The sequence below is a fragment of the Leucobacter sp. M11 genome (assembly GCF_035726885.1).
Classification (GTDB): domain Bacteria; phylum Actinomycetota; class Actinomycetes; order Actinomycetales; family Microbacteriaceae; genus JAPFRB01.
Genome location: NZ_JAPFRB010000003.1, coordinates 464,785 through 469,541, shown reverse-complemented (window position 1 = coordinate 469,541; position 4,757 = coordinate 464,785). Strand labels below are relative to the sequence as shown.

General features: G+C 71.1%; 4 protein-coding genes. All 4 read right to left on the bottom strand.

Features of this window, described 5'->3' with window-relative positions; genetic code table 11:
* The coding region (locus tag OOT08_RS10565; protein ID WP_325092609.1) for a chitobiase/beta-hexosaminidase C-terminal domain-containing protein at positions 1-1,818 on the bottom strand (1,818 nt) is incomplete at its 3' end.
* A 303-nt stretch (positions 1,819-2,121) separates the two neighbouring features.
* A complete protein-coding gene (locus tag OOT08_RS10560; protein ID WP_325092608.1) occupies positions 2,122-3,078 on the bottom strand; it encodes a metal ABC transporter permease in 957 nt (318 codons plus the stop codon).
* Positions 3,075-3,869, bottom strand: coding sequence for a metal ABC transporter ATP-binding protein (locus tag OOT08_RS10555; RefSeq protein ID WP_325092607.1), 795 nt, complete (start codon positions 3,867-3,869; stop codon positions 3,075-3,077). The genes OOT08_RS10560 and OOT08_RS10555 overlap by 4 nt, the downstream gene beginning before the upstream one ends.
* A partial coding sequence (locus tag OOT08_RS10550) for a metal ABC transporter substrate-binding protein (RefSeq protein ID WP_325092606.1) occupies positions 3,866-4,757 on the bottom strand: 892 nt, incomplete at its 5' end. The genes OOT08_RS10555 and OOT08_RS10550, both read right to left, overlap by 4 nt.

Sequence of the window (4,757 nt, the reverse complement as noted above, 5' to 3'; positions counted from 1 at the left end):
GGAGACGACGAACGCGAGGTCCTCCGGGGTGGCCGCCGCTCCGGTGCCCGCGATCCGCTCGATGCGCTCCTGGAGTGCGGCGATCTCGGCGGGAAGCGCGTCGTCGCGGGTCAGCTCCCCGGCAATGAAGGTGATGGTGTGCGGCTCGGCGGCGTTGTCGGCGCTGTCCACGGCGGTGACCGTGGCCCGGTATTCGCGGCCCTCCGCCACGCGGTGCTGGATGGGCTTGGCGGGGTGCGGGCCCTGCCGGACCGCGAGGGGGATGTCGATGTGCGCGGGCCGCGGCATCATGTAAAAGTCGCCGGACACCTGGGCCTTCGGGTCAAGGTGCTGCCAGACCTGCCCGGTTTCCACGTCGGTAATCTCGACCCGGTAGCCGATCACGAAGGTGTTATCCGTGGCCTGCGGGATCCGCAGGGCGGGCCCGGTGCTCGTCTGGCGCTGGGTGGGGGCGGTGGCGGAGCGGACGGGGGCCTCGTGGTCGGTGTTCCCGGTGTAGGCGAAGCCCGCGCGGATCTCCTCTGGGGTGTTCCCGGTGGGGATCGTCCAGGTGGGTCCGGCGAGGGTGCCCGCGGAGTCGAAGGGGGCGTCCTGCTGGAAGGACCAGACGCCCGCTGGGGTGTACGCGCGATCGTTCTCAGCGGCGTAGTTGATCCGGTCGATTTCGGTGCGATCGGGGTAGACCTCGACGATCACGGACTGGGAGCTGGCGTTGTGCGCGGTCCAGACGAGCCCCTCGCCGTTCGCCCAGTACTGGCCGAAGGTCTCCCCGTAGGTCATCGAGCCCTCGTTGACCGCGGTGAAGTTCTTTTGGTGGATGGAGCGCTCATCGTTGATGTTGTAGTGGGAGTGCCCGGAGAAGTAGACGACCTGCGGGAAGGCGGCGAGGTCCTCGGTGATGCCCGAGTTCGAGGCCTGGCTGCCCTGGTTCACGGTGCCGGAGGTGGGCCGGTGCCCGGCCACGAAGATCGGCTTGCCCGCGTGCTGCGGGTCCTCGTTGAGCCGGGTCAGGGTGTCTCGGACCCAGGTGCGCTGGGTGGCGGAGTAGTTCTCGGTGTTCAGGATGAGGAAGGGGTACCCGCCGACGTCCTGGAGGTAGTAGCCGCCGCCCTCGTGGGGGAACCAGTCCTTCGGGTACATCGCGCTCATCTTCGCGAGGCGGTCGTCGTGGTTGCCGAAGCTGAGCAGCATCTTCGTGTCCCGCATCCCCGTCCGGGCGAGGTTTTCCTCGAGGATGCGGCGCACGACGGCGTGGTCGTCGCCCGTGTTGAAGTTGTTGTCGTTGATCTGGTCGCCGTTGGATATGATGGCGTCGGGGTTGGGCATCAGGGCGGAGAGCGTGTCGAAGTGCTGCTGCCACTTCGCGACATCGGGCTCGGCATAGTCCGAGGTGTGGATGTCCCCCATGACCGCGAAGCGCGCGAGTGGTTCCTCAGCGGTCTTGATGAGGTACCCCTCGACCGTTGGGGCGCTCGGGATGCCGTCGCGAACGGCGATTGCGGCCACGTTCGCGGATTCGGCGAGCGTGATGGGCGCCGTGTACGGGGTGCTCGCCGGGGTTGGCTCGGAGCCGTCGAGCGTGAAGAAGATCTGTTCTCCCTCGGCGGCGGTCAGCGCGACCTGTTGCGGGCTGGTGAAGCGGCCACCCGCCAGGCCGAAGGTGGGCGGTGCCGGGGCTTCGGCGTTGAGCCCGAAGGCCGCGCCGCTGCCCGGTCCGGTGACCTGGGCGGGCGCCGGGGGGTGGGCGGTGACGGCGAGGGGCAGCGCGAGAAGTCCCGCGAGGAGGAGCGCGGGGGGAATGCGGCGCAGGGGTCGCATGGGGTCCTTTCTGGGGGTGCGGTCGGCGTGCAGCCGGGTGCGCGGGGGCGCCCCTGAACCCTATGAATCCCAAACGACGCTGCCGTGAGCGCTGCCCCAACCGGGGGCGAACATCAGCCGCCGCGGCCCCGGTTTTCCGTCACCCGGTTTGGCTTCCGAACGCGCCCCTCGGGTAAACGTTCGGTGTTCCCGGGGCCTGCCCCGAGCCGCGGACGCCGGGTCGGGGTGCTCCAGGAAACAGGGGTGCCGGGCCGAACCGCTCCCAGATCGCGGTGTACTGGTGCGGCCCGCGCCCGGCACCGGTCAGGGGGTCCGCGCCGCGCCTGCTGGCTGCGCGGCGGTGCTGGCGTCGGCCGTTTCAGCCGCGGTGGGCTCGGTCCCGGCCGGGGCCGCCGCTCCCCGCCGCCGGCTTCGTGCGCGGGCGGCGAGGCGCTTGCCGATCAGGCCGTGCCGGGGGGCGAAGAGGTACACGAGCGCGAAGACGCTGCCCTGCGCGAGCACCACGGTGCCGCCGGAGGCCGTGTCGAGCCAGTAGCTCGCGTAGAGCCCGGCCACGGCGCAGAACGCCGAGACCGCGGGGGCAATCACGAGCATCCGGGAGAAGCGATCGGTGAGCAGGTACGCGGTCGCCCCGGGGATGATCAGCATCGCGACCACGAGCACCACGCCGACCGCCTGCAGCGCAACGACCGAGGTGAGCGCGAGCAGCCCGAGCAGGAGCGCGCCGAGCAGCTTCGGGTTCAGCCCGATCGCGTGCGCGTGGGTCGGGTCGAAGGCGTAGAGGGTGAGGTCACGTCGTTTGAGGAGCAGCACGACCGTGACGATAGCCGCGAGGACGAGGATCTGGGCAAAGTCCGCCGGGGAGACCCCGAGCAGGTTTCCGAAGATGATGTGGTTCAGGTCGGTCTGGCTCGGGGTGACCGAGATGAGCACGAGCCCGAGGGCGAAGAGGGTCGTGAAGACGATCCCGATGGCGGCGTCTTCCTTCACCCGGCTGGTGTCGCGCACGGCCCCGATGAGGGCGACGGCGAGGAAGCCGAAGAGCACCGCGCCGAGCGCGAAGGGCGCACCCCAGATGTAGGCGAGCACGACGCCGGGCAGCACCGCGTGCGAGACGGCATCGCCCATGAGGGACCAGCCGATCAGGACGAGCCAGCAGCTGAGCAGGGCGCACACGATCGAGGCGACCAGCGTCGTGGCGAGCGCACGGGCCATGAAATCGTAGCTGAGCGGTTCGAGGAACAGGTCGATGAGGCTCACGCGGACACCTCGCGCTCGGGCCGGGCAGCCAGCGCTGGGACGGCGGCGGGCCCTGGGGGCGGGGCGGCGAGCACATCGAGGCCGAAGGCGAGGGCGAGGTGTTCGGGGCGCAGCACCTCCGCGGGCGGTCCGTGCCGGAGGACGCGGCGCAGCAGCAGGATCGCCTCGTCGGCCAGGGCGGGGAGCGCGTGGAGGTCGTGCGTCGAGACGAGGACGGTGGCTCCGTCCGCGGCGAGTTCACGGAGCAGGCGCGTGATGGTCGCCTCCGAGCGCTTGTCGACCCCCGCGAAGGGCTCATCGAGGAGCAGGATGTCCGCGCCCTGGGCGATGCCGCGCGCGACGAAGGCGCGTTTCTTTTGCCCGCCGGAGAGCTGGCCGATCTGGCGCTCCGCGAATTCGGTGAGCTCGGTGCGCTCCAGGGCCGCGGCGACCGCGGCCCGGTCGGCCGCGCCGGGGCGGCGGGTGAGTCCCATCCGGCCGAAGCGGCCCATCATGACGACGTCCCGCACCGAGAGCGGGAAGGACCAGTCCACGTCCTCGCTCTGCGGCACGTAGCCGACGGCCCCCCGGGCGCGGGCGGCCGCGGGGCTTTCCCCCGCGAGGAGCACTCGACCCCGCTCGGGCTTGACGAGGCCCATGATGGCCTTGAACAGGGTGGACTTGCCGGAGCCGTTCATCCCGACGAGGCCGCAGACTCGGCCCGCGTCGAGGCGGAGGCTTGCCCCGTCGAGGGCGTGCACGGGTCCGTAGTGCACGGACACATCCTCGACCAGGATCGCGGGGGCGCTCATCGGGCGTCGCCGATCTCGGCGGGCTGGCCGGTGAGGCCCTCGATGATCACCGCGGCGTCGTGCCGGATCAGGTCGAGGTAGGTCGGCACGGGGCCGTCGGGCTCGGACAGGGAGTCCACGTAGAGGGTGCCCCCGAAGCGAGCATCGGTGGCCTCGACGACCTGCCGCATGGGGGCGTCGGAAACGGTGGACTCGCAGAACACGGCGGGGACCTCGCCGTCCCGGACGAACTCGATCGTGCGGGCGATCTGCTGGGGAGTCGCCTGCTGCTCGGCATTGACCGCCCAGAGGAACTGCTCCGTGAGCCCGGCGTCCCTGGCGAGATAGGAGAACGCCCCCTCGCACGTCACGAGGGCTCGCTGGCTCTCGGGGAGGGCGCTGAGGCGCTCCGACAGCTCCTCGTGCACGAGCTGGAGCTCGGCCCCGTAGGCGGCGGCGTTGTCCGCGTACGCCGCGGCGTGCTCGGGGTCCAGCTCGGCGAAGGCGCGCGCCATATTTTCCGCGTACCCCCGCACATTGAGCGGGGCCATCCAGGCGTGCGGGTTCGGCAGCCCGGCCTCGGCGTCCTCCGTGATGTCGAGCACCTCGATCCCCTCGGTCACGACCGCGTGCGGCACCTCCATGCCGGCAACGAACTGCTCAAACCAGGCCTCCAGGTTGAGCCCGTTATCGAGGATCAGGTCGGCCTCGGCGGCGCGGCGCAGGTCGCCCGGGGTGGGTTCGTAGCCGTGTATTTCGGCGCCGACCTTGGTGATGGATTCGACGCGGAGGTGCTCCCCCGCGACGTTTTCGGCGATATCCGCGAGCACGGTGAAGGTGGTGAGCACGACGGGGCGATCGTCCTGGGGGGCGGCCGCGTCGGTGCCCGCGGCCGCCGGGGCGCACCCG

What these genes read in the sequence shown, in the direction of transcription:
- OOT08_RS10555 (WP_325092607.1), bottom strand. Translation starts at nt 3,869, where the DNA reads ATGAGCGCCCCCGCGATCCTGGTCGAGGATGTGTCCGTGCACTACGGA.